We start from the raw sequence: 26,848 nt of genomic DNA, 5'->3' as shown, positions 1-26,848 counted from the left end.
CCATGAGCGCCCGGTCCGACCGTCGGCATGACACCGAGTCACCGCCACTGCTCGGTCACGGGGGAACGCGGGAACCGCGCGGCTGCCCCGTGGACGGGGGAACGCGCAGAGGAGCGCCTTGACCGAGATCGTGCTCGCCGACCACAACCGGGCCGTCCATCCCGACGACCGACCCGTCGTGCTGCCCTTCTACCTGCTCTGCGACGTCTCCTACTCCATGGAGCCGGACATCGCCGCACTCAACAGTGCGCTGTTCCGCATCCGCGACGCCCTGGTCATGGAGCCGGTGCTGTCGGACAAGGTCCGCTTCGGGGTCATCGACTTCTCCGACGACGCACGCGTCGTCGTCCCGCTGTCGGACTTCGCCGAGGTCAACCTGCCGACGGTTCCGCTGCAAGTCCGGGGCGGCACCAGCTACGGCGAGGCCTTCCGGGTCCTCAAGCAGACCATCGACGCCGACATCGCCGGCGCCGACTCCCGCTTCCGCTTCTTCCGGCCGGCGGTGTTCTTCCTGACCGACGGCTACCCGACCGACCCCGGCGTGTGGGAGCAGGCGTTCACCGAGCTCACCGCCTTCGACCCGGCCACCGGCCACGGCAACCAGCGGTACCCGCTGTTCGTCCCGTTCGGGTTCGGGCAGGCCGACCCCGCCGTGCTGTCGCGCCTGGTGCACCCGCAGAACCGCAGCACCATGTTCCTCGCCGGCGCCGGGGTGTCCCCCGAGGCGGCGATCGAACGGATGACCCGCGGCATGCTCACCTCGATGCTGCAGTCCGGCCGGTCGGCCACCCGGGCCAAGCCCACCCACGTCCTGCCGACCGCCGCCGACCTCGGCCCCGGCATCGACGTCTACCCGGGCGGGGACTACCTCACGTGACCGGCGCCCTCCGGTACACCATCGGTGACCCCGGACGGGCAGCGGAGCGGATCGGTGACGGCAAGCCCTCGCCGTACCCGGAGTGGCCGGACCAGCACACGACCGCGGTCGACGCGGGCGGCCTGACGGTGCGCGCCGCCAGCGTCCGCGGCCTCGCGCACCGCGCCTACGGCCAGCCCCGACAGGACGCCTGCACCGTCCACGCCCCCGCCGACGCCCCCGGTGGGCCGGTGGTGGCGGTCGTCTGCGACGGGGTCGGCTCTCTGGAGCACTCGCACGCGGCGGCCCACCTGGTCGTCGAGGAGCTGCCGGCGCTGCTCGTGACCGCGCTCACCGACCGCAGCGAGCTCGCGGCCGCCGACCCGCCGGACTGGTCGGCGGTGTTCGCCACCGTGTCCGCGCGCCTGGACGACCTCGCCGCGGGCGGGGCCGCCGACCGCGCCCCACGGCCGATGGCGACCACCGTCCTGGCCGCTGTGCTCACCCGCACCGACGACGGCGCCCACCGCGCCGAGCTGGGCTGGGTCGGCGACTCCACCGCCTACTTGCTCCGCGACCGCACCTGGCAACCGCTCACCGCCGACAACGGCGCCGACGGCGAACTGATCACCGGTGCCACCGCCGCCCTGCCCGCGCCCGCACCGGGCGCGCACACCGCCGCCGTCGACCTGCAGCCCGGGGACGCGCTGTTCCTGCTCACCGACGGGGTCGCCACCCCGCTGGGCAGCGGCCACGGCGAGGTCGGCGTCGCGCTGGCCGAGTGGTGGGTCACGCCCCCGGAGCCGGAGGAGTTCGCCGCCCAGGTCGCCTTCGCCCGCCGCAGCTTCGACGACGACCGCACCGCGATCGGCATCTGGAACCCCGCGCCGCCCGGTGGCGACCCGGCGGCGTGCCCGGCCGGAACCGTTACGCCGGCGATGGCACCCGACCCGGCCGACGGTCCGGAGCCGGGACGGTGAGCGCGCCCCTGTCCGTCGACGACCTCGGCCCGCGCACCGAGCTCGGCGACGGCGCCTACGGCGTCGTCTACCAGCTTCACCGCCGCATCCCCGGGCAGGGCCGCGTCGCGTACAAGCAGTTCAAAAGCCCGCCCCCACCGGACCGGATCGCCAACCTCGCCGCGCTCGTAGACGCCCGGGCCGCCATGACCGCCCGCGACCGCGGCCTGCTGGACGCGGCCACGACCTGGCCGGTGCAGCTGGTCACCGACGGCCACAGCATCTGCGGGTTCCTCATGCCGCTGCTGGGCAGGGCCTACATGGCCACCGTCGCGCTCCGCCCCGGCGTGAGCTTGGCGCGGCCGCGCAGCGCGCAGTGGCTCGTCGTCGACGACGCCAAGACCACCGCCGCCGGCGTCGACGCCCCGCCCACTGGCGACCTCCCCACCCGGCTGCTGCTGTGTGCCCGCATCGCGCACACCCTGGGTGTGCTGCACCGGCACGGGCTGACCTTCGGCGACCTGTCCTACAACAACGTGGTCTACGCCCTCAAGTCCGGTCGGCCGCGCACCGTGCTCGTGGACTGCGACGGCGTCCGCGCGCCCGGCGCGGCGATCGAACAGGAGCACAGCCCCGACTGGTGGCCGCCGGAGAACAGCGACGGCACGCTGCCGCCAAACACCCAGGACGCCGCCACCGACCGGTACAAGCTCGCGCTGCTCATCCTGCGGGTGCTCACCGCCGGGGAACTGGCCTCCGTGGCCACCGACCCCGCGCGCGCCGCCGGAATCCTCGACGCCACCGGCCAGGCGATGCTCGCCGCCGGCTTGGGCGCCGACCGTGACGCCCGCCCGACGGCCAAGCAGTGGTTCACCCACCTGGTCGACCACGCGGCCGCGCTGACCAGCCCGCCGCCGCTCACCGACCTGCGCATGGACCGGAACGCGGTTTTCGCTGGCGGTGAGGTCCGCCTCACCTGGCAGACCCGGGCCGCCGACCGTGTCGACGTCCACACCCCCGACGGCCGCACCCACACCGCCGCCGGGCACGCCGCCGGCGTCACGGTGCCGGTGTTCGTGCCCGGCCCGGTCGACATCACCGCCAGCAACCGCCACGGCGGCACGACCGCCCGCGCCGGGCACGTGTTCGTCCTCGAGCCGCCGGCGGTCGTCCACGTCCGGTTGCCCGAACCGCCGCTGCCCACCGTCGAGGCGGCCACCGGCGCGCTGGCCCGCCGACTGTCCGCCGCCCTGGCCATGGCCCGGTTCGACCCGCCGGCGCCGCTGCCGCAGGTCGCCGTCCCGATGCCCGACGTGCCGCTGGTCGCCGACACCGGCTGGGACGCGCTGACCGGCGCCGACGTCGCGCAGTGGCTGCGCACCTCGGCGCCCACCGCCGCCGACGTGCTCGCCGCCCTCACCCCCCACCTGCCCGGCGATCTGGGCGCCACGACCAACACCGGAAAGGTGGTCACACCGTGAAGGCCCGCAGCCGCGCCGTCGGCGACTTCTTCGCCGCCCTCGGCGGCACCCGTCTTGATCTACTCGCCCGCGATCCGGGCTCCCGAACTCGGCAGGTCACGATGGGCGGCGTCGTCGCCTCCACCGGCCTCCTGGCCGCGATCTCCATGGCGTTCGCGCTGAACTTCGCCGTGCACGCGCCCTGGCCGGTTGCCGTGCCGCTCGGCGTGCTGTGGGGCCTGATCATCGTCAACCTCGACCGGCTGCTCATCGCGGGCATGCGCCACGGCACATCCGGGCCGCGCACCCTCCTGCTCGCGGTGCCCCGCGTCCTGCTCGCCGTCATCCTCGGCCTTGTCATCGCGACCCCGCTGACGCTGCAGATCTTCCGCTCCGAGGTCGACACCGAGATTACCGAGATCCACTTGGAGCAGGCTGCCGCCACCCGCGAGCAGCTCGACAACGACCCCCGGTTCGCCGAACTCGACGACCTCGAGCAGCGCATCGAGGCCAACGAGCAGATCGTCGCCACCGCCGGTCGTGCCGACCCCGCCCTCGCACCGGTGTACGCCGACGTGCAGGCCAAGCAGGCGGCGTACGACCGCGAAGAGGAGCTCTACCGCCAGCTGCAGGCCGAGGCGATCGCCGAGGGCGACGGCCGTGGCGGCACCCGCACCCCCGGCCACGGTGAGCAGTGGGAGGAGAAGGTCGCTGCAGCCGCGGAGCAGCGGCAGAAGGCCGATCAGGCGCTGGCCGCCCTGACGGCCGCGCAGCAGGCCGCCGCCGACGCCGAGGCCGCGGCGGTCATCCAGGCGCAGAGCGCCATCGCCCGCGACCGGCCACTGTTCGACCAGCTCACCGCCGACCGGAACGCCCTGCAGGCACTGCACGACGCGGAGAACTCCGACAACACCGGACTGCTCATCCGCCTGGAGGCGCTGTCGCGCATCACCGCGGACAACTCCACCCTCGGCCTGGCCCGGCTCGCGCTGGACCTGCTGTTCATCGCCATCGAGCTGCTCCCCGTGCTGAACAAGGTGCTGCTCAACCTCGGCAAGCCGTCGGCCTACGACGAACTCCTCGAGCTGGAGAACCAGGCGGCGATCGACAAGGCCACCTTCGACCGGCAGACCACGCGGACGCTGGCCAGGGAAGAGGCCGACTCCGCCCTCGCCATCGGTCGCGACCGCATCGCCCGGCAGCAGAAGACCGCACTGAAGGTCAACGCCGACGTGGTTCGCCAGCAGCAGCGCATCGTCACCCAGGCGCTTGCCGTGTGGGGCGAGCACACCGAGCAGGTCGCCGGCGACCAGCTCGCCGCCTACCAGGCCGACCTGCAGGCCCGCCGCGCTGTCGAGGACCCGGCACCGTTCGTGGCCGGCACCCCCGACTGGACGATGAGCGGCGCCCCCTCGCGGCCCAGGGAGCCGGTGGCGCCGTGGTCGAACCCCCCGGGTCCGCGCACCCCGGACGCCGCACCCGACATCGACGCCGAGCCCACCACCGCCAACTTCACCGTCGACCCGGCGACCGGCACGTACCGGCCCGTCACCCCTCTGGGCAGCCGGCAGAGCGGGCGTCCCAACGGCAGCCCGTTCATCGCCACCGCGGACCTGCCCAGCGCTGACGACCTCTGATGGGCCTCGGCTGGTCGGCCGTATCGCACTCGGCCTGCGCGTCCACGACTCTCTACGCAGGCTGCGTGCGAGCGTCGGCCCCGGCGCCGCCCGCCTACACGCCGGCGCCGGTCGACCCAGGGTTCCACGGGGGAAGCCGCCGATGTCTACGAGGTGCTCGTCGCCATCGCCCGCACCCTCGATGCTGGGCATGTCGACCATCGCGGCCACCGCCGACGCCAAGCGGGCCGAGCGCGGTGGGTTCGAGCGTCACCTGTAGCTGGAGGCTTGACCCTAGCCAGCGGCATATGCCCGGGCCGGTGACGACGGCCGCCAGCGATGACCGGCCGTGCGCAAGCCGTAGGGAAATTCGTGCCACCTAATGTCCTGGGAGTGAGCGCCGACATCCTCGATGACGTCACTCGATTCCTCGCGCCTGAGCGGGTGTGGCGTCGCGAGGAGGTACTCGCCAGACCATCCCCCGTTGCCGCCGCTCCCGGCGTCTATGGGTGGTGGTTAGACCGCCTGCCGGCCCCAATGAACGTGACCGGATGCCGCAGCTGGCGTGGCCTCACGCTGCTTTACACCGGGATCAGCCCTAAGCAGCCGCCGCGGAACGGACGGCCACCGAGCAAGAGCCACCTCCGTGAGCGCATCGAGACCCACTACGCCGGCAACGCCGAGGGCTCGACGCTGCGCAAGACCCTGGGATGCCTTCTGGCCGAGGAACTCGGCATTCAGCTGCGCAGGGTCGGATCAGGCCGAAGGCGCACCTTCATTGAAGGCGAGCAGGCACTGTCTACATGGATGGCCGATCACGCGAGCGTCAGTTTCGTCGAGCACGAGCGCCCGTGGGAGCTGGAGGACCAGCTGATCACCACACTGGATCTGCCACTCAACCTCGACGGCAACAGCCGAAATGCGTTCCATGTCGAACTCACGCGCGTCCGGAAGCAGTGCGTCGCCGCAGCCGACGCCCTGCCCGTCCTACCAAACCCTGGAGTCGGTGGACGCTAGGCCAGGCAGTAGCTGAGCCACATCTGGTTACTGCGACATGGGTTGGCGTGGTCCCTTCGGTGGGGAGATCGGGACGTGACCCGGAGGGTCGCGCACAGCCCCGAGCAGGATGTTCAGCATCGGGCCCAGTCGGGGTGATTCGAAGCCCCCTACCGGACTGGCTATGAACTCGTTAGTGTCACGGTCCCATTCCGCTCCACCACGTTCAGTAGGGCCTCCTATGTCGATCTCTACGGCGAATCATCGTCTCGCGCTGATCCAGGCCGCAGCCGTCCTCTGTCTCGGCGCCTTCTCTTCCACCGCGGCAGCTGCCCCCACCCGCGACGTCTCGCCGTGCAAGAACAACGGTTTCTCTCAGTACCTCGATCCGACGACCGGCCACCGCTTCGCGGACCAGGGCACGTGCGTCTCGTTCGTGAGAAACGGCGGCGCGCTGAAGCCGTACGTGGAGCGTGTTCCGTTGGAGTATCAGGGCTTACAGCCGTACAGCGTCGGCCCCGACACCTGCGGTGCCTACCTGTACGTGAAGGGAACTCCGAACGTGGCCTACCCGTACGAGATTACGGTGGGTGGTGAGGTTGTACAGTCGGGCGAGGTTGTCCTCGGTGACGGGACGCCCTACGGCTACCCGGCGGGTACGGGCTACGGCTACGTGCAGGTGAACTCCGTTCCCGACGACTCGGTGGTGACGCTCTCGAGCGACGGCACCGTCGTGACGACGGTCACACCTGACTGCGAGGCCGAGGCTCCGCCTGCCACCATCGAGTCGTCCTTCTTCCCGTACAGCGGCGGCCAGTGCACGTGGAACGTCCGCCTCAGCGGCTACCCGGCCAACAGCGAGGTTACGGTCGACCTCCGGTACACCAACGCCTCGGGGTTCCCGACGACCCAGCAGCGCGTGACGACCACGGACGCCAACGGCGGCTCGTACTTCACCGCTGAGTTCCCGCTCTACGGCGGCACGGCGACCGCCAGCACCACCAGTCCAGCGGCGAGCGACGACGACACCGTTCGATGCTGACGAACGCCTGGGTCCCCGCGAAGCTGACAACCTCGGCTGTGTCGGCGTCACAGAGGCTGATTCGGCGGCGTTCCGCGAACAGCCGTTAGTGGCCGGCTGCCGGTGCGGCCACGGCTACGCACAGCCTGATCCACCGGTTGGCGCCGTCTAAGGGTTTGGACGCCCCCCGGGTCGACGAGGCCAGTCAGACTGACAGCAACATCTGTGCGGATAGACATGGGTGAACCGCGGTCACCTCTGGCCGTCGCCATCCGGCCGTCGCAACCAGCCGCCTCAGATTTTCGACACAACTTGAAATGGCAGGGCGTTGACCCGACGATCGACGCTGAGGCGACTGCGTGCAACTGGCGCGAGCGGGGCTGACCATCCGACGTCTACCGGGTGCACCACTTGCCTAGCGGCTAGAATCGCGCGATGCCGCTTAACCGCCTCGTCGACAGCATCCGCGACTCCTTCGAGGAAGTCGTCTTAGAAAGAGTTACGCGGCCGAAGTACGAGGACGCGGAGCGTATCGCTCTGAATGTTCTGGATAAGCGCATCGACACACTGGAGGCTAAGCCGAAGGCAACACAGAAGGACATCGAGCAGATGAACCTACTCAAGGGAATCAAAGCGGAGATTCAACGGGACCTGGACGAGCGCTGGCAGAATCGAGAGGTCGGAGCTTGGGCCAATCGACGGAAGTAGGCGTCTCTTAGGGTGCAGGAGGCGTCTCAGAGGGGAGTGCGCCTCTTAGGGGCAGGCAGCGACACGCCCTGGGTGCTAGGTATTCTGACCACCGAGATTGGTCATGCGGGTGACAGATGACCATTCAGCGGTTAACAGGTCGTGCGTAGCAAGGTGAAGACAAAATGATCGGCCGTCACGCGGCGTTGCCATCCGGCGGTCGCGAGGCCTTCTCCGGTGGGTGGGCCATCGCTAGCCTCCGGAGCAGGAGCGTGGCGGGGTGCAAGATCGACGATTGTGGCGTGTGGCCTCACCCCCACGTCGCTCATGAGCACCGGCAGATGCGCAAGACGCTGGGGCGAACACCACAGGAGGGGCACAGCGCCGCGACCTGAGAGGTCCGGTCTGTTCGAGCCGCTTCGGACAGATCACTGGCTGGGACCGACTTCACTGACCTCGCGCTCGGGCGGCTCCCTTGAGTCGCTGAGCGCAGCTGTGTAAGCACGGCGTCGACGTGGTCCTGAGTCGCGGTGATGCCGCGAGAGCGGAGCAGTGAAAACGGACCGACATACCCTCGGCCAACCGTAGGTCGACCCAAGGTCGACCCAAGCAGGGCTGTCGTTATGGACGACCAGCGACTACACGCTCAAGGAGGCGCTGCAGGACCCGGACAACCTGGCGGCGGCGGACCGCGTGTTCACCCACGCGAGCACTGTCCGTGGACTGGTCTCCCCAGCGGAGTCGAGTCCACGGACAGTGCGATCACGGCCTCCATCGCCGCAGGTCAGTGCGCGCACCGTCCCGATCAGGCCGTGCCGGACGGTACGTCAGGCAGCAGGCTCCGTTAGCGTCTCGTCGGTCACTCGTAGACGCCGCGCCCGGTAGAGGTATCCACCGATTAGTCGAATGAGCTCGTCGGCGCGTTCGTTCTCGCCGACGAGCGCGCCAGTGAGTTTGCCGAACGCCCCCTCGTTGAGCACGGCGGCGTCGGTCAGTGTTTCGCGGAGATCTGGGGATGCCAGGAACTGGTCTACGGCATTGTGGTCGATCTGATCTGCGATGCGGGGGTCCTCCTCGGCCATGCCGGCGGCGGCGACCACGAACCCCTCGATCTGCGGGTCGGCGAACTCGGACCCGAACAGGGCGTTGATCCGCGCGACCACGTCCGATAGGAGAGCTTGCTGCGGGTCCTGGCGCGACACACCTGACCCGACCCCTGTGGTGCCCCTCAACGGGGGGGTGGGCTGATCGCCGGACAAGCCAATATCGGCGTTTCCTTGGTCAATCTGGCGGACCCGACGTAATTGGAGTCCGGATACGTCGACGTCCGTCCCCGGTTCGTCCACCGCAAGCAGCCGCGTCAGCTGACGCAGGAACTCGGCCAGCTTTTCGAGGTTGCTGGTGCCGTAGTCGACGACCTGCGACATGAAGTCGTAGAGGCGGACATAGGAGCCGCAGTCTTTCCGGAACGTTCGAAGCTCTTCGAGGGTCTGCCGATCCTGACCGTCGGTGGCCTCAGCCCACCGGTACGCGAATCTGTCGCGCGCCGGCGTCACCGCCGCCGCCAGCGCGGCATGCGACTGCACAGGAGCCCACCAGGCCTCCGCGTAACGCTCCACGTCTGCGGGCGTATAGATCCTCGCCTGGGCAAGCTTGGTCGCGAGCCGGTGGACCAGGTTCGGGTCCGTAGCCGTCTCCACGTGGGCCTCGAGGTAGTAGGTCAGGAATGCCTCGCGGATATCGGCCGGGTCGTTGACGAAGTCGAGCACGAACGTGCGGTCCTTCGCTTCCCCCGATGGGGCCCGGTAGGTTCGGTTCAGCCGGGAGAGGGTCTGGACGGCGTGCACGTCCGGGAGCCTCTTGTCCACGTACATGGCGCACAGCAACGGCTGGTCGAACCCCGTCTGGAACTTGTCGGCGACCAGCATCAGCCGGTACTCAGGCCGGCGGAACTCGCGGGCCAGGTCCGAGCCGAGCCCGGGGTTCATCGAGGCCTCGGTGGCGTCAACCAGGCCGTACTCGTCGTCGCTGATTTGGCCGGAGAACGCCACGATCGTCTGGTACCCGTAGCGCCTCTGCTTCAGGTACTTGTCGGTCTCGATCTTGTAGCGGACCGCGGCCTGCCTCGAGTCGGTAACGACCATTGCCTTGGCGTGCCCGTCGAGGAGGTGGGCAACGTTGGCGCGAAAGTGCTCGACGATGATTTCGACCTTCTGGCCCACGTTGGAAGGATGCAGGTTCGCGAACCGCATGATCTTCCGGGTCGCGACCTTTGGGTCCACGAGACGATCCGGGTCGTCGATGGCTCCGGTGCCGGTGATGGTTGTGACCACGCCATGCTCGCCGCGTTGCTCGATCTCGAAGGCCGTCTTGTAGGTCTGGTAGCCGCGCAGCACGTCCAGGATGAACCCCTCCTCGATCGCCTGCCGCATCGGATAAACGTCGAAAGAGACTGGTTTCCCCTCGTTGTCGGGACGACCGAATAGCATCTTCGTCTTGGTCTTGGGTGTGGCCGTGAACGCCAGCAGCGACACGTTCGCAGCGCCGGCGCGTGCGGCCGTCTCAGCGGCGATCCGCTTCTCTCGAGCCAGGTCCGTCTCCACCAGCTCGTTGACGACGTCCTGGGCGTCGATCTCCTCTTCGGTGGTGACCTGGCCGCCGTCGGTGAGGACCCTTTTCAGGTCAGCGGCGGTCTTCCCGGACTGGGAGGTGTGCGCCTCGTCCACGATCACGGCGAAGTTTCTGTCGCCCAGCGTGGTCTCGAGCAGGCCCTTGACGTACGGGAACGTCTGAATAGTAACGACGACGATGAGCGCCGACCCGGTCAGCGCATCAAGGAGAGCTCTCGACTTCGAGCCGCCGGAGCGGCGCACGGCGGCGGAGTCGATGACGGCGACGGTGCCGACCGTATCGTCGACCTGCTCGACCGCCTGCTGTAGTTGCGCGTCGAGAACCCGCCGGTCGGAGACGATCAGGACCTTGTCGAAGACCTTCTCGTTCGCATCATCGTGGAGCCGGGCGAGCCGGTGCGCCGTCCAGGCGATCGTGTTCGTCTTCCCCGACCCGGCCGAGTGCTCGATCAGATACCGCTGACCGGAGCCCTCTTCGGTAATTGCCTCAACGAGCTTCTTCACCGCGCGCCACTGGTGGTAGCGCGGGAACATCAGCGTCGTGGACCGCTTGATCTTGCCGGTGGCGGGATCCTCATAAACCTCGGTCTGAAGGAACATCTGCGATCCGAGGATGGCCAGCCAGTTGTCGCGCTGCAGGATCTGTTCCCACAGGTAGGACGTGGCGGCACCGTTCGGGTTCGGCGGGTTCCCGGGCGCGCCAGTGTCCTCGTGGCCACGGTTGAACGGCAGGAAGTAGGTCTTCTCACCTGCCAGCTTCGTGGTCATGTGGACCTGGTCGTCGTCGACGGCGAAGTGGACCAAGGCGCGGGTGCCGAACCCGAGAAGCGGCTGTCCCGCCGGGTTCCGGTCGGTCGCGTATTGGCTGACAGCGGTACGCCACTTCTGCTTGAAGAACGACTTCAGCTCACACGTCGCGACCGGAAGACCGTTGACGAAGAACACCATGTCGATCGACCGGGCATCGCCGCGCTTCGGGGAGAAGTGCACCTGGCGGACCACCCGCAGCCGTACCTTCCGGTATTGGTCGGTGACCTCGCGGTTCAAGGTGGTGGCCGGCTTGAACTGACACATCCGCAGGTGCGCGGTCGCACCTCGGGTGTGGGAGAACTTTCGGCGAAGCACGTTGAGAGTGCCGCCACCCGAGGCCATCGGCGTGTTCAGCTGCGTCACGAGCGAGTCCAGCAGTGCAGAACGATCCGCTGACTCCGCGGGGGTGCCGACCCGAACTACCTTGCCGTACTCATTGGGCTGAGTCTCGCTTAGCCACCAGTGCACATCCTCGGGCCACAGCGCCCGCTCGACGTCGTAGCCGTCGTCGGTCGCGCTGTACTCCCAGCCGTGCGCGGCGAGGTACTCGGCGATCTGGGTCTCGAACACTTCCTCACGAGTTCCGTCGGGTGCTGCCATCGCCCTCAGCACGCCTTCCGCACGGTCCGCACATCGACCCGTCCGGTCACCGCCGCAGAGATCAGCGCGGAGCCGCGTTCATTAGCGAGGGCAATGTGCTCCTCGGCCTTCGCGACCAGGGCGTCGATACGGGTGGTCTCGCTTTTGAGATCGGTCAGCTCGGCTCGCTGAGTGCCCAGGTTTGGGATGTCTAGACGAATATCGAGGAGGTCAGCGGTGTTGATCCGTGGCGTCCGAACGTTGCCGCTATCTGTGCCTCCGATTCCCCGGAGTCTCATGGTGATCTCACCCACGAAAGCCCTGGTGCGCATCGATTCCGCAAGCCAATGTGGATCAGTTTCCAGGGTGGCGACCCTGAGGACCGCGTAGTCGGGGCTGACGAGCCCGTCCTCTGGTGCCACTCCAAGAGCACCCTGGAAGGCACGCATCCGATTCACAACGATGTCGCCTTCGCGGCAGACCTTGTAGTGACTCAGGTCCTCCGCTCGTGCGAGCTTCTCCGTCATCTCATCTCGACGACGGACGCCCCAGTCAATCGACACCGACATAAGCGGCAGATCTGCTGCGCGCGCACCCGCACGCTGGTCGACCTCGTGGAGCACCCACCGCAACCGATGTCCATGGGTTACTCGATGCGCGAGCGCCTCACGTGCGCGCGTCCGTCGTTCCTGCAACAGTCGGACGAACTCCTGCTGCTTGGCCACAAGCGCGTCGATCTGGGCCGTCTCATGGTCGAGGTAGTCGGCGATGGCTCGCTGCTCGTCAAGCGGCGGGAGCGGAATCGTGACCTTGTTGAGGTCGGTGCTGCGGATGCCGACACGAGTCACACCGGCAGCGGTGACACCCCACTGGCGAGCGATGGGCTCGGACGCGAGCGCCCAGTACAGGAACTTCGGCGCAGTCTTACGCCGGTCTGGTCGGATTATGGCCAGGTGATACCCGCAGATAAGGTCGTCGGCTTCGTATTCAACGAAGGCTGGGACGCCGATGTCGTCCGCCGTCTCAGAGTCCTTGGTGATGAGGGTGTCTCCGACTCGAATTCGAAACTTCTTGATCTGTTCGCGCGTCGCGGTGGCGGCCATGAAATCGAGCGACTCGACGATGGAGTCATTTTTGTAGACGTCCACGTAGTTGCAGAGCCTGACCGATGGTTGGCCCTTCACCGTGTGCTTGTCGACGTTGCTCGTCCACGCGTCGGCGACTTCGAAAAGCCGAGCCCCCGTCCACCCTGCCGGAACGTCCCCGAGCCACTTGTGTACCCGCGCGACAACGGCATCTTGCGCCACGATGCTCACGCTTCGACCTCGCGGAGCATGTCCATAATCTCGCCGACGACCCGGTTGAGGTCGGCGTCGATCTCCTCAAGCGGTCTGGGCGGCTCGTAGTTGTAGAAGTGGCGAGTGAAGGGGATCTCGTATCCGGTCTTGGTCTTGGCCCAGTCGATCCAGGCGTTGTGGACGTGCGGCTTGACTTCGGCGTCGAAGTAGGCCTGCACCGTCTGCTCGAGCGCTTCGTGACTCTTGGGGTGCCCTCCCCATCCGAACGGAACGTTTTCCGTGTCACGAAGCGCGGGATCGGGCTCGGTCTCACCCTTGTGCGGCCCGGATGTGTACTGGCAGATGTCGGCGTCCTCGTCGTGGATTCCGATGGTCTGCCACAGTGTCTTGCGTTGAGCCGCCGTCAAGGTCAAACCGTGGTGGCGAAGATGACCGGCGAGCTCCAGGTTGAACTTCTCCCGGTTGAGAAATGGCTGGTCGCCAAACGCATCGAGGGCGTCGACCAGCCCTGCGATCTTACCGAGCGTCGCGTGCTCGGCCACCTCGGCGATGGTCTCGGGGGTGCATTCGAAGCGGAGTTGGAGAGGACGCTCGACGGTGACGGTCCAGTAGGCGAAGTCACGGTTGGCGAACACCTTCGCCGGCACCGCGGTTCCTTCCTCGTTGCTCTCCGTCTCGGCGAAGGCGCGGACGATCGATTGACGGTGCTTCCCGGAGATCTCGACGCGCTTAGAGCCGATCGACTTGCGCAGCTTCGAACCGAGCCCGCTTGCGTCGATCAGCTGAACCTTGCCGGCGCGGTTGGCGGGCTTGGCGTTAGAAAGAATCCACAGATAGGTGGCGATGCCGGTGTTGTAGAACATGTCGTTGGGCAGGGCGACGATGGCCTCGACCAGGTCGTTCTCGAGCATATGGCCCCGGATGTCGGAGGGCCCGGAGCCTGCGCCGCCGTTGAACAGCGGTGAGCCGTTGAGAACGATGCCGGCCTTGCCGCCACGGCCCGTCTCGTCGACGTCGCGCATCTTGGAAGCGACGTGGAGCAGGAACAACATGGCTGCGTCACCGACGGCGGGCAGCCCCGGCGCGAAGCGGCCCTGGCCACCACGGCTGTGCTGGTTCTTCACCTCGGCCTCGACGGCCTTCCAGTCGGTGCCGAATGGCGGGTTGGACAGCACGTAATCGAACCGCCGGTCCGCGAACCGGTCCACGACGAGTGTGTCGCCCTGTCGGACGTTGGACGGGTCCTGTCCCTTGATGAGTAGGTCGGCCTTGCAGATGGCGTAGGTGCGCGGGTTGATCTCCTGCCCGAACAGCGCCGTGGAGGCGTCGGGGTTCAGGCCGTGGAGGTGCTCATCGGCGACGGTCAGCATGCCGCCGGTGCCGACGGTGGGGTCGTAGATGGACCGGACGGTGCCCCGGTCACGCAGGGCTTCGGTGTCCTCGGCGTAGACGAGGTCAACGAGCAGCCTGACGACGTCGCGGGGGGTATAGAACTGGCCGGCCCCGTCGTTGGCGGACTCCGCGAACCGGTAGATGAGGTTCTCGAACAGGTCACCCATGTCGGCGTTGGAAACCGCATCGGGAGACAGGTCGATCCCCTCGAAGTGGCGGGTCACCTGGGCGAGCCGGTCACGTGCGTCGAGGGTGCGGATCACGTTCTCGAAGTCGAACGCCTTGAACACGTCCAGGTTCGCCGAGAACCCGCCCACGTAGTCGATGAGGTTCGCCGCCAGGTTGTCCGGGTCCTGCAGCGCCTTCTTGAGCGTGTAGTCGCTGGTCGTCCATAACGACAGCCCTGCGCTGTCCTCGCTGCGGGTCTTGATCTTCAGGTGGGTGCGACGCTGCTGCTCACCCGGGTACAGCGCGACGATCTCGGCCATCACCTCGCGGTGCGGGGCCATCACGCACTCCAGGCGGCGCAGCACGGTGAAGGGCAGGATGACTGAGCCGTACTCGGCCTCGGCATATGGGCCGCGCAGAGTGTCGGCGACACTCCACACGAAGCTGGAGAGGACAGACACGACAGGTGGTTCTCCGGATCCGGGAAGACGCTTGGGGAGGCCGGCTCGAGACCGCTGACGGAGAGTGGTCGCGAGCATGCGCTACGCACCCTAGATCAGAAGGGCGAGCGCAATCCGCAGGTCAGCAGGACCAGGCACCACGATGAAGATCCAAAAGAGAAGGTTCGCGATGGTGATGCCCTGCTGGCCTGCGCATCTGCACCGACAAGCTCGGCGAGCATGTCGCAACCGAAAACCGCTAGCGGACGTCGGCGAGCCGTCACTCAAGTACACCCCACCACGGGAGACACGCGGCCGAGGTTCCAGCTGGTGGTGGCCTCGAGCGGCATCGTCAGGGGCCGACTCGCTCTCCACAGCAGCCCCGGGCTAGTAGCCGTGCCCTGTCTCGTCGGACGCGCGCTTGCGCGTGGAGACGGCCTCAACAAGATCACCGCAACGAAGCCAGCTGTGGTCCCGTGCGCCAGACCCTGACCGGCCGGTCAGGCACAGGGGTAGGTCAGGTTGTGGAGGACTTCGCGCAGTCCAACAGGCGTCCGAGCCGTTGAACTGCGACAACGTTCGCTCCGAGGTCGAGATCCGACACCAACCGAGTGATCTACAACCCGCGATGACCTCCGTAATCACGGAGAAGTAGATGTCGATGAACAGGCGGATGGTCATCGACAGCTACACGTCCACGAAGTGACCTTCTACCGCTTCCTGGCCCGCCGTAGTTGGAGATCTCGTCAACGCAAGAAGGAGGTGCAGGTCCAGAACGAACCAACCTGCACCTCCCCCGGGTACCACTCAGCATCTCCGCGTCAATGTCTCCGTGAGACCGGAAGATGCCTCCGGGTGGTACTGGAGACAGATCTCCTCAGTCACCCCCTCGAGAGGTCGTCTCGGAAACGAGCTTTCGAGACGAAGGATGAACGCAATCCATATGCTCATCCCTCCCCTGGTGATCTTCATCAGTAGTGCGCGCGCGTATGTAGCCGGTCCGACCGGTACCTGCTCAGTCCGGAGCGGGCTCAGACTCCTGCTCCCTGGTGCCGGTTCTGCGGACCGTCAAGGTCCCCCGTCGAGCGGTACCTGGCGGCATGAAGGCGGCCAGGCTCGCCGGTCCTGTCACTGGGCCTTCGGGCGACCGAACCGGCCACTCCTCGGGCTGGGGCATCTGGGCCTGGTACGTCACAACCTGACCGTTGTAGCCGCCCGCGACACGGATCAACAGCTTGGCCCGGGTGGCCTCGGTGACCCGGTCGGTGATGCGCTTGGGGTGTACGCCAAGCGCCTCGGCCAGCTTGTCCCGCGGGATCTTGACCAGTCCCCGTTCGGTCATCTCGTGGGCCATGTGCAGGAGCAGCACCCGGCAGGCGTCGCCCACGAGGCGGGTGCGCAAGACCTCGGCATACCACTTCTCCCGCACCCCGGTCCGGCGGGCCATCAGGACCCCTCCCGAGGGACGTCGACGTGCTCGTCTTCGTAGGTGGGTTGTAGATCGACCTCGTCATGCCAGGGCGGGGGCGGCACGTCGATCTCGTCGTGCTCGGGGTCAGGAACGACGTCGACACCACCGTAAGCGAGAACTGCGTGCCGATCGTCGTCAACTACAGCCGGCATGTGCTAACACGAAGCGCGATCGAGGTACTGACGGCGAGCGCGGTTGATGGTCTCAGCGGTGCTGAGGGGTAGGTCCATCTCATCGTCACCGTCGTGGACGTCGATGAGGCGGGCGACGTAGGTCTCGGCTTCGGCGCGATTGCCTGCGCGATAGGTGACCCGCATGGCATCCAGCAGGACCCTTTCGTCGTCCGGCGCGACCAGGAGCGCGGTGGCACTGGCGGTCCGGGCGGCGTTCAGGTCGTCGTCGGCGAGTGCTGCCGTGACGACCTGGTGGGCGACATCGCAGATCGCCGCGGTGAGGGTGAGGTCCAGGCCGCCGAGCCACTCGTAACCGGTTGGACGTTGGGCGAAAGGCGGCCCGGACACCAGCCCGAGCGCGGCCAGCAGATCGGGCCTGCCGGCGTCGCCGCGTACGCCGGCGCGCGCGCGCAGCTGGCGGAACAGGTCGGCGTCAACGAGGACGTTGGTCAGCGTGTAGGGGCCGCGGTGGCCGGAGCTGAGGTGCTTCTCCCCGGTGGCAGGGTCGGTGCCCAGCCAGGCGCGGGCGCCGGCGGTGATCCGGTGCACGTACGCACGGGCGCTGACCGGGTCGCTCCTCCCGCCGCGGGCCGGCTGCAGGGCGCTCGCCGCCTCGTCGACGGTCGCGCCGTGCGGGCGGGTGGCGAGGTAGGCGACCGCCTCCTCGTAGCGGCGGCGCAGCCCGGACCGGGCGACGGCCTGCTCGTCCCCGTGCGCGCGCAGCGTGACCGGGCCGAGCAGGGTCAGCCGCGGCCGGGTGCAGTCGGGATCCCACCAGTCGGCGAGGTCGCGGTCGAGTTGCTCGAGGTCGTGCTCGAGCCGCTGTCGCAGTCCGGTCGCGCGCGGGCGGCCGGCCGCCGCGACGTCGTCCCCGGCCGGGGGCCCGGTGGGTGCTGCACCGCTGTCGGCCGGCTGCGGTGGCGCCGGGTCGGGCGCTGCCGCCGAGGAGCCGCGCTGGCTAGACCGGAGCGGGGCAACGGGTGCAGATGGCTTGTCGCCCTCGGGCAGGAGCAGGTCGTCGCGCAGGGCGCCGGCGGCGTCGGTGTGTGCCTGCCAGGGCCGGTCGCCCTCGGCGGCGGGGATGGGCTGGTCGGCGGCGTCGCGCTCGAAGGCCAGCAGCGTGGCGATGTCGCGGGCCTGCTGGACGGTCAACTGGGACGCCGGCAGGTGCAGACCGAGGGCGGGCACGTGCAGCGCCCCGTCCGCGGTGACCGTGATGAGCCATTCGTCTTCCGGCTGCGCCGGCTCGGCACCGAGCAGCACGACGACCGGGCTGCGGCCCTTCCGGGCGCACAGTCCGTCGGCGGCCTCGGCCAACCCGCCGCCGTCGTCGGGCCGGTGCGGGACGAGGACGACCTGCGGCATCCAGCCGGTTCCGCCCGCCGCCTGCAGCCGCCCCCGCAGCACGTCCTCCTCGCGATCGCCGGCTTCCCTCAGCACGGTGTGCAGGTCGGCAGCCGCGGCATCCTCGACCCAGCGGATCCGGTCGGGGGCGAGGTCGCCCAGTTCCTGACCGAACCCGACGGCGGTGACGGTGAGCAGGTCCGACCAGCCGTTGACAGCGAGCTCGGCGGCCAGGAAGCGGGCGAAGTCCTCGCGCCGGTCGGCCGGCCCGCCGACCCGCACGGCGCCGAGGTGTTCGAGGTCCAGCAGCCAGCGCTGCCGGCCGTCGGTGCCGATGCTGACCAGCGTCGGATACGGGGCCAGCCGGGCCCGGGCGACGTCGCTGTCGACGCCGGTGTCCGCGCCGAGGTCGAGGGACCACCACAGGCCGTCGTCGTCGGCGATCCACGGACGGGGCGGCGGCCGGTCGGCCGGCGCGGCCAGCCGCAGCCGCAGCCGGCGGTCGTCCAGCCGGGCGGCGACGACATCGGGCAGGCGCCCGCCGGGGTCCTCGGAGACGAGGACGGACAGGGTGCGGAGCGCGCGGTCCAGCGCGGCGTAGTCCGCCCGGCCGGCCTCGGCCGCGGAGGTGACCGCGGTCTCGGTGACGGCCAGCTCCGGCGGCAGCGGAGCCAGCCGACGGCCGGTCCGGCGGCGGCGCAGGCGCCGGCGGCGGTGGGCGAGCCACACCGTCCCGAGGCCGGCGGCGAGCAGAGCTCCCCCGCCGGTGAGCACGGCCGCCAGCTCCGACGCTGGCCGCTCCTCGGCGTCGTCGTCCGCGGCAGTGGGTGTCGGATCGGAAGATGCAGAAGGACTCGCGTCCCCGGGCGGAGCCGGTGCCGTCGGCGGTGCCTCGGTGGGCGGCGCCGGCCCGTCCTCGGGCGGTGGAGTCGTCTGCGGGGGCGCGGGGTCGGCCGGCGGGGGCGGCGCGGGAACAGGTGCGGCGACGGAGGGCAGGTCCAGCACCTGGCCGGGCCGGATGAGGTCGGGATCGGTGAACAGGCCGCCGCCGGGCAGGGGCTCGTCGGCGTTGAGGTCGAAGATCGGCCGCCAGCCGTCCAGCCCGTGCTCGTCGGCGATGTCGGCCAGGGTGTCGCCGGGCTGCACGGTCACCCGGGCGGCCGTCGGCTCGCCGGCGGGGACGGCGGCGTCGGCGGGGACGGCGGCGTCGGCGGGGAGGACCAGCACCCATCCTGGGCGGATCGCCCCAGGGTCGCCGAGCGCACTGCCGTCGGGCTGGGGCCGGCCGCGGTTGAGGTCGACGATCTCCTCGAAGCGCGTCCAGTCGCCCAGGTACCGGGCGGCGATGCGGCCGAGGGTGTCCCGCGGCTGCACGGTGTAGGTGGGTCCGGCCGCGGTGGGCGCCGTCGGTGAAGCATCCGGCGCCGGGGCGGGCACCGGCACGGGTTCTTCGACCGGCTGCTCGACACCCACCGGCGGTCCGGCCAGCGCGGGCACGGCGAGCAGCGGTGCCGAGCCGGCGCCGACGACGGCGGCCACCAGCAGGCCGGCCAGCCGCTGCGGCGCGGCGAGGCCGGGCAGCCGCAGCGGCGGCAGGCCGCGCAGCTGCGCCGCGAGCTCGACGGCCACCGCCAGGGCGAGCACCGCCCACGCGGCCCAGCCGACCACGACGAGCAGCCCGAGGAACAGCGCGCCGGTGTCCGGCCCGCTGAGCGCGGCGGTGACCTCCGCCCAGGAGGGCAGCCGGTCCGGCAAGTAGGAGCTCCCGAGCCGCCACAGCCCGATGGGCACGCCGAGCACCCCGGTCGCCAGGACCAGGAGGGCGGCCAGCCGGCGCAGCAGGTCGGCGGCCCGCGACGTGGTGGTGGTCATGGGCCCGCTCCCCCGCTCTCATCGGGGACCAGATCGGCGGTGCCGGACCCCTCGACGGTCAGGGTGGCGATGCCGATCAGGCCGAGGAACGTGGTGGGTTGGGTGATGGTGGTGGTCACCCGCAGGGTGTCGCCGTCGACGACGGTCACCGCGCCCGTCACGTCGTTGCGGTCCAGGTAGTCCTGCGCCGCGGCGACCGCGGCGGCCGGGTCCACCCGCACCCGTCCGCTGAGCGCGGCGGCGACGTCGAGCGCCTGCCCGCCGGCCCGGGCGGCCTCGTCGGCGATCGCGTCGGCGCGCTGGGTGGCGGCCACCTTGGCGCCGCCGTCGACGGCCAGCCCGACGATCAGCAGCAGGCCGGGCACGAGGACCGCGAGGAAGACGGTGATCGCCCCCCGCTCGGAGGACGCCCGCCGGAGCCGCTGCCGGGTGCTCATCGTTCGCGGTAGGCGTCGACGGGACTGGTGAAGGCCGCCTCGACCGTGACCGCGCCGGGCAGACCGGGGGCCAGCAGGTCGGCCATGCCGACGGTGCAGCTGATCGTGACGGTGACGTCGCCGGGCCGGCCGGGCGGCGCGGCGAAGCCGGCGGTGTCGACGGCGACGCCGGTGTCCCGGCAGCGCAGGTCCTGCGCGGCCAGGGTGCGCTCGGCCTGCGCGCCGGCCAGCGCGGCGGCGGTCGCGGCGTCGCGAGCGAGGGAGGCCTCCCGGGCGGCGGCGCGAGCGGCCTCCTGCACGGCGCCCTCGGCGATCTGGGCGCGCCCGGCGAGGATCGCGAAGAACAGCAGCAGCAGGAACGCCGGGGCCAGCAGCGCCAGCTCCACCGACACCGATCCCCGCTCCCCCGCCGCGGCGCTCATGGGGTGGGCCGTTCGACGGGGCCGACGGCGGTCTGGGTGACCGACCACCCGGACAGGCCGGGGAACAGGCTGAGCGAGGTGCCGGTGACGGTCACCGTGATGCTGGCCGGCGAGCCGCTCACGGTCACGTCCCGACCGGTGAGCAGGTCGGCGGCGGTGCGGTCGAGGAAGTCCTCGGCGGCCGACCGGGCGCGGCCGGTCGAGGCCGGCCGCACCCGCCCCTCGCGGGCGCCTTCCTCCGCGGCGCCGAGCGCGACGGAGCGGGCGTAGAACCACAGCGCCGCCTGGATCAGTGTCATGACCAGCAGCAGCACCACCGGAAAGGTGACCGCCAGCTCCACCGACGCCGCGCCGCGCTCCGCCGACAGCCGTCGGCCACCAGTGCCCCGCACGCCCCGGGTCCGGCCGGCCCGGGACGGCGGTGCGGGGCCGCACGGGCGGGTCGGGCGGGCCACGGCGCTACTGGATCTGGGAGGAGCGGGAGGTGACGGCGTTGGCGATCACCGCCACCAGCGCGACGGCGATGCCGATCAGGGCCACGGTGATGACCACCTGCTCGACCGACAGCGAGCCCCGCTCCGGGGCGGCCCGGACCGCGCGGAGCCGGTCGCGCAGCGCCGCCGCGAGGGCGGTGAGGATGCTGATCCACGGGTTCATCGGGGCTGTCCTTCTCGGTCGGGGGATGCGGTCAGGTGGCCAGCAGCCGGGCCAGGGCGGGATAGAGGAACAGCAGCAGGAACGCGATCGACAGCAGCGCGACCGGGGCGGTGAGCTTCTCGCTGGCGGTGTTGGCCGCCGCCTCCTCCTCGGCCAGCAGCTGCACCCGCAGCGAGGCGGCGCGGGCCCGCAGCGTGGGCGCGATCGAGGCGCCCTCCTGCGCGGCGACCACCGCGATGTCGGCGACGTCGGCCAGCTCCCCGACGCCGGTGTCGGCGGCCAGCCGGCGCAGCCCGTCCCACGGCGGGTCACCGGCCAGCCGGGCGGTGAGCAGCGCGTCGGTGATCCGCCGGAACACCCAGCCCTCGCCCACGGCGGCGGCCCGCTCCAGGGCGATGGTGGGTCCCTCGCTGGCGTCGCGGCGCAGGCTGACCAGGTCCAGGTAGGAGCACAGCGCGCGGCGCAGCTGGGCGCGGGCCTCGGCGGCCTGGTCGCGCACCACGAGGTCGACGACGAGGAACAGCCCGACCGCCAGCGCCAGCGACCCGGCGACCGGCACCAGCGCCGGCAGCCGTACGCCGGCCGCCCCGAGCACGGCGGTGAGCAGCGGCGCGAACACCGCGCCGAACGCGGCCAGGCCGACCTTGCGGGCGGCGTAGCCCTCCGGCGTCCAGCCGATCAGCGTCAGCGCCTGCGCCGGCGCCCGCCGCCCGGTGGGCAGCCGGGCCGCGGCCCACGTCCCGGCGCGGCCGGCCGCGCGCGCCCACCGGTCCCCCGCCGGCGGTCCGGGCACGGCCGGGACGGCGGCCGGGCGCCCGTCCAGGCGGGCCAGCGCGTCGGCCAGCCGCGGCTGCTCCACCACCAGGACGGCGCGCAGCAGCAGGAAGACCCCGAACCCGACGAGCGCGCCGGCGCCGATCAGCGCCGCCTGCCCGCCGCTCACGACGCCGGCACCTCCTCCGGCTCGCGCGCGGTCCGCCGGCCGCGGTCGGGGTCGACCAGGAAGCGGGCCGACGGCGCGGGGGCCGTGAGCCGGCGCATCCACAGCAGGCAGCCGACGATCAGCCCGGCGATGGCGGCCAGCACCAGCTGGCCCAGCACGGTGCCGTAGGGCGCCAGGTAGTCGCCGTTGAGCGCGGCCAGGCCGGCCGCGGCGACGGTGATCAGCAGCAGCCAGCGGGCGTTGGCGCGGGGCTTGGCGCGGTCGGCCTCGACCTTGCGGCGCATGGTGACCTCGTCGGTGAGGCTGCCCGCCAGCTCGGTGAGCACCCGGGCCAGCCCCGGCCCGCGCAGCTCCGCGCCGAGCAGCAGCGCGGCGACCACCAGGTCCCCGGCGGCGTCGTCGAGGTCGTCGGCGAAGGCCAGCAGCGCCCGCGACGTGGGCCAGCGGGCCTGCAGCCGGGCGGCCAGCGTCGCCACCTCGGCTCCGATCGGCGCGGGCGCGGTGCGCGCCGAGCGGATCAGCGTCTGCTCCAGCCCGCCGCCGGCGGCGAGCACGTCCGAGCCGCGGCGCACCCACTCCTGCAGCGCCTCCAGCCGCTCCACCGCGGCGGTGCCGCCGGCGAACTGCGCCAGCAGCCACGGCACGCCGACCACCGCTCCTCCGGCGAGGGCGCCGCCGACCGGCCAGCCTGACGCCAGCCACACCCCGGCCGCCACCGCGGCGGCGGTGCCCCACAGCACCCGCCGGCGCCGCACCCCGCGCGGATCGCCCGGCGCCGCGGCGCGCCGCCGGCGGCGCGGCGGCCGGGCCGGCGCCGCCGGGGCGGTGACCGCGTGGGCGGCCAGCAGCAGGCCGCCCACCACCAGTGCCCCGCACGCCCCGGCGAGCAGTCCCGCGCCGATCACCGCCGGCTCCCGGCCGCGCCGGCCCAGCGCCCGGGCGGAGGCCGCAGCCAGCCGGGATCGAAGCCGACGCGGGTGTAGTCGGCCAGGTCCACCGGATCGTGCTCGGCCACCGCCCGCCCGTCGGGGCCGGGGGCGAACACCTCGGTGAGCGCGGGGCGGCCGCCCTCCCCGATGCCGTTGCACTCCACGACCTGGCTGACGAACCGGTGCCGCTCGCCCCCGGTCCACCGCTCGTCGACGGTGGCGAGGTGCACGACCAGGTCGATCGCCGACGCACACGACCGGTAGGCGTGCTCCGGGGTCACCCCGGGCCGCCCGCGCATGCACAGGTTGGCCAGCCGCTCGAAGGCGTGCGCGGCCGAGCGGGCGTGCAGGGTGCAGGCCGAGCCGCCCTCGCCGGCCTCCATCACCTCGATCAGCGGCCAGGCCTCCTCGCCGCGCACCTCACCCAGCCACACCCGGGACACGTTCATCACCAGCGCCTGCTCGACCAGCTCGGTGAGCGTCACCTCTCCCAGGCGGCGGCCGTCCGGGCCGCGCTCGCCGGTGCCCTCCCGCGCCTCGAACGGCACCACCCGGGGATGCCGGTCGGGCAGCTCGTGCAGCAGCAGCTCGAAGTGCTTCTCGATCGTGGCCAGGTTCTCCGCGACCGGGAGCTCGTTGGCCAGCGCCCGCAGCAGCAGCGTCTTGCCGGCGCCCTGCCCGCCGGTGACCACGATGTTCTTCCGGGCCCGCACCGCCGCCCGGAGGAACCCCGCCAGCGGCCGATCGAGTGCCTGCAGCCCGATCAGGTCGTCGAGGTCGACGTCGCGGATCCGGTGCCGCCGGATCACCAGCTGCGGGCGCGGCACGGTCTCGATCACCGCCGCCAGCCGGGACCCGTCGGGCAGCCGCATGGTCAGCAGCGGGCTGGCCGTGGTCAGCGTCCGCTCGGCGCGGCCCAGCCGGGCGGCGATGTGCTGCAGCTGCCGGACCAGGTCCTCGTCGGAGTCGGCGATCGGGTCCACGCGGACGTCGCGGCCGTCGGCGTAGCCGATCCACACGTTGTCGTGCCCGTGCGCCTCGATGTTCTCCACCCGCGGGTCGTCCACGTAGGGCTGCAGCCGGCCCAGCCCGAACTGCGCGGCGAACACCGCCGCGGCGATCGCCCGCTCCTCGGCCGGGGTGGGCACCGGCTGACCGGCGCGCATCCGCTCGCGCACCAGCCCGTCGATGCCGTCCTGGACCAGGGTGCGGGCCAGCTCCTGCTGCGCCGTCGGCGTCAGCGCCGGGCGGCGCTTGAGCTCCTCGGCCAGGGCGGTCGCCGTCGTCTCGTGCAGCCGACGCACCAGCGCCCAGTCCATCGCCGCCGACGGCTCGGCGAGCGCCCGGCCGGTGCGCCCCGCGGTCCGACCGTCGGTCAGGGGGTCAGCGGCCACGGCCGCCTCCGGCGGTCGTCGGCGACAGGGGCGAGGGCGACGGCGCTGGCATCGGCGGCGGTGGGGTCAGCCGGCCCTCGGAGGCGGCGGCGACCTCGGCCAGCCCGACCGCCGTGGCCCGGGCGGCCCGCAGCAGCGCCGACTGCGGAAACAGCCGGCCGGCCGGTGCGCCGTCGCTGAGCACCGCCGCCGCCCGGGTGTTCCGCGGCAGCACCCCGACGACCGGCACGCCCAGCGCCTCGCCGATCTCCCGCTCGCCGTACGGCTCCCCCGGCCCCACGACCAGCGCCGCCAGCGCCCCGGCCCCAGGACTGAGCCCCGCCCCCTCGTCGCGGAGTTCGGCGACCGCCTGCGCGGCCGCGCGCACCGCCCGCAGCGTCGACCCGGTCACCACGACCACCGCCGCCGCCCGGCGGAGCACCGCGGCCGGGAAGTGCTCGGCCCGTAGCCGCCCGCAGTCAGCCAGCACGTCCACGGCCCCGTCCTCCACCGACGCCAGCGCACCGGATAGCCGCTCCCAGTCCACGTGCCGCGCGGTGGCCGCATCCGACAGCCCGGGCAGCAGCCGCGCCCGCCCGACGGCGTCCAGCCGCACGAGGTGGGCGTCCAGCTGCCCGGCCAGCCCGCCGCGCCGCGCCGCCAACTGCAGCTCGGTCAGCCCGCCGGCGGGCAGCCGCGCCCGGCCGTAGCCGGCCAGCACGTCGCCACCGGCCGGGTCCAGCTCGGCCAGCACCGCGCCGCGGGGCCAGGACAGCGCCAGCGCCAGCGCGGCGGTGGTCACGCCCGGGGCGCCCTTGGCCGAGCACAGCGCGATCAACACGGCGGCCGCCCCCGCCTACTCGCCGGCCACCACGACGATGGCGACCAGGCCCGCGGCCGCGCGGGCCGCCACGTCCGGCCCGTCGGCGGCGTCCACGAGCACGTCGACCACCCGCAGCCCGTCGGTGCCCGGCGACCCGGACCGCACCACCGTGGCCGCCACCGGGCCAGGCGTCCCCGCCGTGCCCGGCACTTCCGCGGTGTCCGGCGCCCCCGCCGCACCGCTGCCGGCCACCGGGACCAGCAGCACGTCATCACCGGGTCGCAGCGGCGTCGCCGGGAGCTGGACCGCCGACACCCCGACGCCGACCAGTTGCTGACCGGCAGGCGGCAGCGGCTGCGCGGTCAGCGCCGCGCGGGTGAGCAGCGATCCTGGCGTCAGGGTGGTCGCGGCGACCATGCCGATCACCCGGTCCCGCTCGGCGTACGGGATCGGCTCCAGGGCCGGATCGGCGGACACCTGTGCCTCCACCAGGTCGGCGGCGGTGATCTGCTGCCCCCAGGGCACCTCCCGAGCGACCGCGATCACCGGGGACGTCTGTCCCAGCGACGTGGCCAGGTAGGCGGCGCCGAGCGCACCGAGCACCACCATGGCCACCGCCAGCGCCAGCAGCGCCGGGCGACGGCGGCGGCGCGGTGGCGGCAGCACCGGTGCTGATCCGTTGAGGGCCGCGGCGCGCGCCGGTGTGCCGGTGCTGAGGGGCTGGGTGCGGGTCATCGGCTGCCGCCGTCCTGGTTGAGGACGTGCAGCTCGCCGACGACCAGCTCGGCCGACGACGACAGCTCCAGCGTCTCCGTGCCCGACAATCCGCCGCCGGACCAGGTGATCGTCCAGGTGCTCGTCGCGGTGATCGGCCACGCGCCCCCGGGCACGTGCCGGGTCGACGCCCGGGCGTAGACGTGGCCGCAGTCCGGGGACTCCCCTTCGGTTCCCGGCGTGTACGGCGTCCCGGCGCCGCACACGACGGTGGTGCCGTCGCCCATGTCCCAGACGATGCGGCTCACCTCGCCCACGGCGGTGACCGTGACCCCACCGGCCGACACCGACTGCCGGGCCGGGCCGAGGAACTGCTCACCCCGCTCGGTCCACATCCACACCGGCAGGCCGACCAGCCCGCTGGTCGAGCCTGGAGGCGGGGCCATCCGGATCTCCGGCGCGCGCATCACCAGCGATGCGATGGCCTGCTCCGCCAGTACCCGCGGATCCACCGGAGGCGCGGGGGGTGTGGACCCGTTCGCCACGAAGACCAGGACCGCCGCGACGCCCGACCCGTCGACGCGTGGACAGACCTGCACGTACACCACGCCATCAGCCGCGGTCTTCCCCTGCCAGACCACGCTGTCCGGCGCCGGCTGCGGCTCGGCCACGCTGTACGTGCATGGGTTCGGAGATGTCTCGCCCCGGCCGTCCTGCCCTGCGCCGGTCTCCGCGATTGAGGTATCCCTCGTGCCTCCATCGCCAGCGGCACCGATGT

At 71.4% G+C, this 26,848-nt stretch carries 22 protein-coding genes; 7 read left to right on the top strand and 15 right to left on the bottom strand.

Annotated elements, in window-relative coordinates:
• Positions 1-118 precede the first annotated feature (118 nt).
• From ACI8AA_RS01145 to ACI8AA_RS01115, 7 genes are all read left to right on the top strand, one after another.
• Positions 119-877, top strand: a complete 759-nt coding sequence (locus ACI8AA_RS01145) for a vWA domain-containing protein (RefSeq protein ID WP_457042676.1) — start codon at positions 119-121, stop codon at positions 875-877.
• Positions 874-1,836: a PP2C family protein-serine/threonine phosphatase gene (locus ACI8AA_RS01140; protein WP_457042675.1), complete on the top strand. Its 963-nt coding sequence runs from the start codon at positions 874-876 to the stop codon at positions 1,834-1,836. The genes ACI8AA_RS01145 and ACI8AA_RS01140 overlap by 4 nt, the downstream gene beginning before the upstream one ends.
• Positions 1,833-3,296 (top strand): hypothetical protein, encoded by a 1,464-nt coding sequence (locus ACI8AA_RS01135; RefSeq protein ID WP_457042674.1) that lies wholly within the window; start codon positions 1,833-1,835, stop codon positions 3,294-3,296. The genes ACI8AA_RS01140 and ACI8AA_RS01135 overlap by 4 nt, the downstream gene beginning before the upstream one ends.
• Positions 3,293-4,912, top strand: a complete 1,620-nt coding sequence (locus tag ACI8AA_RS01130; protein WP_457042673.1) for a DUF4407 domain-containing protein — start codon at positions 3,293-3,295, stop codon at positions 4,910-4,912. The genes ACI8AA_RS01135 and ACI8AA_RS01130 overlap by 4 nt, the downstream gene beginning before the upstream one ends.
• A gap of 372 nt (positions 4,913-5,284) precedes the next feature.
• Complete coding sequence (locus ACI8AA_RS01125; protein WP_457042672.1) at positions 5,285-5,908, top strand: GIY-YIG nuclease family protein; 624 nt, start codon at positions 5,285-5,287, stop codon at positions 5,906-5,908.
• Between the two features lie 220 nt (positions 5,909-6,128).
• The gene (locus tag ACI8AA_RS01120) at positions 6,129-6,929 is read left to right on the top strand and encodes a hypothetical protein (protein WP_457042671.1); all 801 of its coding nucleotides are present in this window, start codon (positions 6,129-6,131) and stop codon (positions 6,927-6,929) included.
• 414 nt (positions 6,930-7,343) lie between these two features.
• Positions 7,344-7,616 carry a hypothetical protein gene (locus ACI8AA_RS01115; RefSeq protein ID WP_457042670.1) on the top strand — a complete coding sequence of 91 codons (273 nt, stop codon included), beginning with the start codon at positions 7,344-7,346 and terminating at the stop codon, positions 7,614-7,616.
• Between the two features lie 806 nt (positions 7,617-8,422).
• Here ACI8AA_RS01115 and ACI8AA_RS01110 read toward each other — a convergent pair.
• From ACI8AA_RS01110 to ACI8AA_RS01040, 15 genes are all read right to left on the bottom strand, one after another.
• Positions 8,423-11,635, bottom strand: coding sequence for a type I restriction endonuclease subunit R (locus tag ACI8AA_RS01110; protein WP_457042669.1), 3,213 nt, complete (start codon positions 11,633-11,635; stop codon positions 8,423-8,425).
• 5 nt (positions 11,636-11,640) lie between these two features.
• Positions 11,641-12,930 carry a restriction endonuclease subunit S gene (locus ACI8AA_RS01105; RefSeq protein WP_457042668.1) on the bottom strand — a complete coding sequence of 430 codons (1,290 nt, stop codon included), beginning with the start codon at positions 12,928-12,930 and terminating at the stop codon, positions 11,641-11,643.
• Entirely contained in the window at positions 12,927-14,933 is a 2,007-nt protein-coding gene (locus tag ACI8AA_RS01100) for a type I restriction-modification system subunit M (RefSeq protein ID WP_457042667.1), read from the bottom strand. Before ACI8AA_RS01100 ends, ACI8AA_RS01105 begins: the two co-directional genes overlap by 4 nt.
• A 994-nt stretch (positions 14,934-15,927) precedes the next feature.
• Complete coding sequence (locus ACI8AA_RS01095; RefSeq protein WP_457042666.1) at positions 15,928-16,359, bottom strand: hypothetical protein; 432 nt, start codon at positions 16,357-16,359, stop codon at positions 15,928-15,930.
• A 179-nt stretch (positions 16,360-16,538) separates the two neighbouring features.
• A complete protein-coding gene (locus tag ACI8AA_RS01090) occupies positions 16,539-19,772 on the bottom strand; it encodes a LysM peptidoglycan-binding domain-containing protein (protein WP_457042665.1) in 3,234 nt (1,077 codons plus the stop codon).
• A complete protein-coding gene (locus ACI8AA_RS01085) occupies positions 19,769-20,209 on the bottom strand; it encodes a TadE/TadG family type IV pilus assembly protein (RefSeq protein ID WP_457042664.1) in 441 nt (146 codons plus the stop codon). Before ACI8AA_RS01085 ends, ACI8AA_RS01090 begins: the two co-directional genes overlap by 4 nt.
• Entirely contained in the window at positions 20,206-20,631 is a 426-nt protein-coding gene (locus ACI8AA_RS01080; protein ID WP_457042663.1) for a TadE/TadG family type IV pilus assembly protein, read from the bottom strand. Before ACI8AA_RS01080 ends, ACI8AA_RS01085 begins: the two co-directional genes overlap by 4 nt.
• Positions 20,628-21,023: a TadE/TadG family type IV pilus assembly protein gene (locus tag ACI8AA_RS01075; protein WP_457042662.1), complete on the bottom strand. Its 396-nt coding sequence runs from the start codon at positions 21,021-21,023 to the stop codon at positions 20,628-20,630. Before ACI8AA_RS01075 ends, ACI8AA_RS01080 begins: the two co-directional genes overlap by 4 nt.
• 67 nt (positions 21,024-21,090) lie before the next feature.
• Positions 21,091-21,288: a hypothetical protein gene (locus tag ACI8AA_RS01070; RefSeq protein ID WP_457042661.1), complete on the bottom strand. Its 198-nt coding sequence runs from the start codon at positions 21,286-21,288 to the stop codon at positions 21,091-21,093.
• Positions 21,289-21,319: 31 nt separating this feature from the next.
• On the bottom strand, positions 21,320-22,231 hold the full coding sequence (locus ACI8AA_RS01065; protein WP_457042660.1) for a type II secretion system F family protein: 912 nt from the start codon (positions 22,229-22,231) through the stop codon (positions 21,320-21,322).
• Positions 22,228-23,136 (bottom strand): type II secretion system F family protein, encoded by a 909-nt coding sequence (locus tag ACI8AA_RS01060; RefSeq protein ID WP_457042659.1) that lies wholly within the window; start codon positions 23,134-23,136, stop codon positions 22,228-22,230. The genes ACI8AA_RS01065 and ACI8AA_RS01060 overlap by 4 nt, the downstream gene beginning before the upstream one ends.
• Complete coding sequence (locus tag ACI8AA_RS01055) at positions 23,133-24,554, bottom strand: CpaF family protein (RefSeq protein ID WP_457042658.1); 1,422 nt, start codon at positions 24,552-24,554, stop codon at positions 23,133-23,135. The genes ACI8AA_RS01060 and ACI8AA_RS01055 overlap by 4 nt, the downstream gene beginning before the upstream one ends.
• Positions 24,544-25,374 carry a hypothetical protein gene (locus ACI8AA_RS01050; RefSeq protein ID WP_457042657.1) on the bottom strand — a complete coding sequence of 277 codons (831 nt, stop codon included), beginning with the start codon at positions 25,372-25,374 and terminating at the stop codon, positions 24,544-24,546. The genes ACI8AA_RS01055 and ACI8AA_RS01050 overlap by 11 nt, the downstream gene beginning before the upstream one ends.
• Before the next feature lie 15 nt (positions 25,375-25,389).
• Positions 25,390-26,091, bottom strand: coding sequence for an SAF domain-containing protein (locus tag ACI8AA_RS01045; RefSeq protein WP_457042656.1), 702 nt, complete (start codon positions 26,089-26,091; stop codon positions 25,390-25,392).
• Positions 26,088-26,741, bottom strand: coding sequence for an ATP/GTP-binding protein (locus ACI8AA_RS01040; RefSeq protein ID WP_457042655.1), 654 nt, complete (start codon positions 26,739-26,741; stop codon positions 26,088-26,090). Before ACI8AA_RS01040 ends, ACI8AA_RS01045 begins: the two co-directional genes overlap by 4 nt.
• Positions 26,742-26,848: the final 107 nt, after the last annotated feature.

The sequence above is a fragment of the Geodermatophilus sp. SYSU D01180 genome, from assembly GCF_054050415.1.
The sequence above is the reverse complement of the archived record's forward strand: the minus strand, read 5'-3'. Positions and strand labels throughout refer to the sequence as shown.